This window comes from Priestia sp. D51, assembly GCF_053345675.1.
On the sequence record NZ_JBLTIR010000030.1, the window covers coordinates 1 to 2,359 of the forward strand.

The following is a 2,359-nucleotide window of genomic DNA, read 5'->3' on the forward strand; positions in this document are numbered from 1 at the left end:
ATTATGGTGCGACAAGAAGTCGCTTTCTTACAGCGTAGCTAACGCTACTCATCTAGACGCGAAGATGATCTCCATCCGAAACGGCATTCTTGGTAACGAGTTTGTCGGTTGCATGAGGAAATGCGGAAACAGAGGACAAATGCATGGTCCAGAATACTGCTAGGAGAAGATAGGCATGGTAAACGAAAGTGAAGGTTTGTAAGCTTCGTCAGCGTTAGCTTAAGATAATGCATAAGTTTCGCTTAGGTTTTGGTAAGAGGAAAAGTAGAATCATAATGCTACTCTGATGCGTCCCGCATCTTACCCGGAGTAAAGAACCTGCCTACCCCTATCGTATCTGTAGAAAGTGGAACTTGGTAAGCCCTATGTTATCTGCGCAAGCAGTAGGATGACTGCAAAGTCAAACGATGTGGCAGAGGGTATGGGATATGAGAAAAAGCGAAAGCCGTTACCCTGAAAAGGAACAGGAAAACAGAAAACACTGTATAACTGGACGGATACTGTCGTCGTTATAGACAATGACAGGCTCGAAAGAGCGCCCACTTCTCATGGGTCTTCAACACGAAAATAAATTTGTGGCTATCTTCTAACGAAAAGGAGCGTGCTGTTATGAATACCTCTCTACGAGCGTCGGCGCACGTCTCGCATAAAGATTGGTACTCTATTGATTGGAGTATTATACAAAAATATGTAATGAAGTTACGACAAAGAATTTATCGTGCCGAACAACAAAAACAACGAAGGAAAGTAAGGAAACTTCAACGTTTACTCCTCCGGAGTAAAGCAAATCTACTGCTTTCTATTCGCAGAGTAACACAACAAAACAATGGTAAGCGTACACCTGGTGTAGATGGCTACACGGCCTCAAAACCAAACGAACGTATAAAATTTTATCAACAGCTAGTGAAATACAATGTCTTTCGACATCGTCCAAAGCCAGCCAAAAGAACGTTTATTCCGAAGAAAAACGGAAAGCCAAGACCTTTGGGCATTCCCACAATGCGAGATCGAGTCTATCAAAACGTAGTGAGAAACGCACTCGAACCTCAATGGGAGGTTAAGTTTGAGCCTACTTCCTACGGTTTTCGTCCTAAACGAAGCACACATGATGCGATAAGCAATCTTTTTAATAAGCTTAACACCAACAGCAAGAAAAAATGGGTGTTTGAGGGAGACTTTCTAGGATGCTTTGACCATCTTAATCATAAGTGGATAACGAAACAGACGTCTATGTTTCCAGGAAACACTCTCATTAAAAGGTGGCTTGAAATGGGATACATAGAACATGACATGCTTCAGACGACAACAGAAGGAACTCCTCAAGGTGGTTTGGTGTCTCCTCTTCTAGCTAATATCGCCTTATGTGGTATGGAAGAAGAAATCGGTATTATCTATAAAAAGACATACAAACCAAATGGAGGATACGCAATCGACCCAAAATGTAAGATAGGACGTGTTCTCTATGCAGATGACTTTGTCATCGTAACGGAAACAAAGGAACAGGCTGAAAGCATGTATAGGAAACTCACTCCGTACTTACAAAAGCGAGGAATTAATCTTAGCCAAGAGAAAACGAGAGTTACACACATTGAGGACGGGTTTGATTTTCTAGGCTTTTCGCTGCGTCAATACAAGACAGGACAAGGAAAGAAGTTATTTATCAAACCTAGCAAAGACAGTATTCAAAAAGCTAAAAACAAGATAAAAGATACGTTCACAATGATGAGAGGACGACCAGTAAAAGAAATTATACGTGTCTTAAACCCTATTATTAGAGGTTACGGGCAGTATTGGAAACATGTCGTTTCCAAACAGACGTTTAGCTATATGGACCATTATGTTTTCTCTAAATTAGTCAAACACCTTAAACATTTACACCAAAAAAAGTCGTGGAAATGGATTACAAAGCGTTATTTTAGGAAACCCAACCACGGTGGAAATGATAGATGGACTCTCACATGTCCACTTACTAACATTCAACTGTTGAAGATGTCCTGGATTAAGATAGAACGACATGTCATGGTAGCTTATAAAAACAGCCCAGATGATCCTAGTCTAAGAGATTATTGGGAAAAGCGAGACCGTAAGGTCTTTAATAGTGAAAATACATTCGATAGGATGAAACTCGCAAGAAAACAAGGATATCGTTGTGCAGTGTGTAAGCAGACTCTACAAAATGGAGAGAAAGTTACAGTGCGAAACCTAGAGGTTTCTACAGGTAAATTGGCTAAATTAGTACATGTACCATGTATTAAATAAGTTGTTCGGATAAAAAGAAGGCTTGAGCCGTATGACGGGAAATCTGTCACGTACGGTTCTTAGGGGGGCGGGCGCTCGTGAGAGTGCCTGCCTACCCGAC

1 protein-coding gene is annotated in these 2,359 nt (G+C 41.1%); it reads left to right on the top strand.

What is annotated here, in order from left to right:
• Window positions 1-609: 609 nt before the first annotated feature.
• Window positions 610-2,259 carry a group II intron reverse transcriptase/maturase gene (gene ltrA / locus ACNHOZ_RS28770; protein WP_098112752.1) on the top strand — a complete coding sequence of 550 codons (1,650 nt, stop codon included), beginning with the start codon at window positions 610-612 and terminating at the stop codon, window positions 2,257-2,259.
• The last annotated feature ends 100 nt before the right edge of the window (window positions 2,260-2,359 follow it).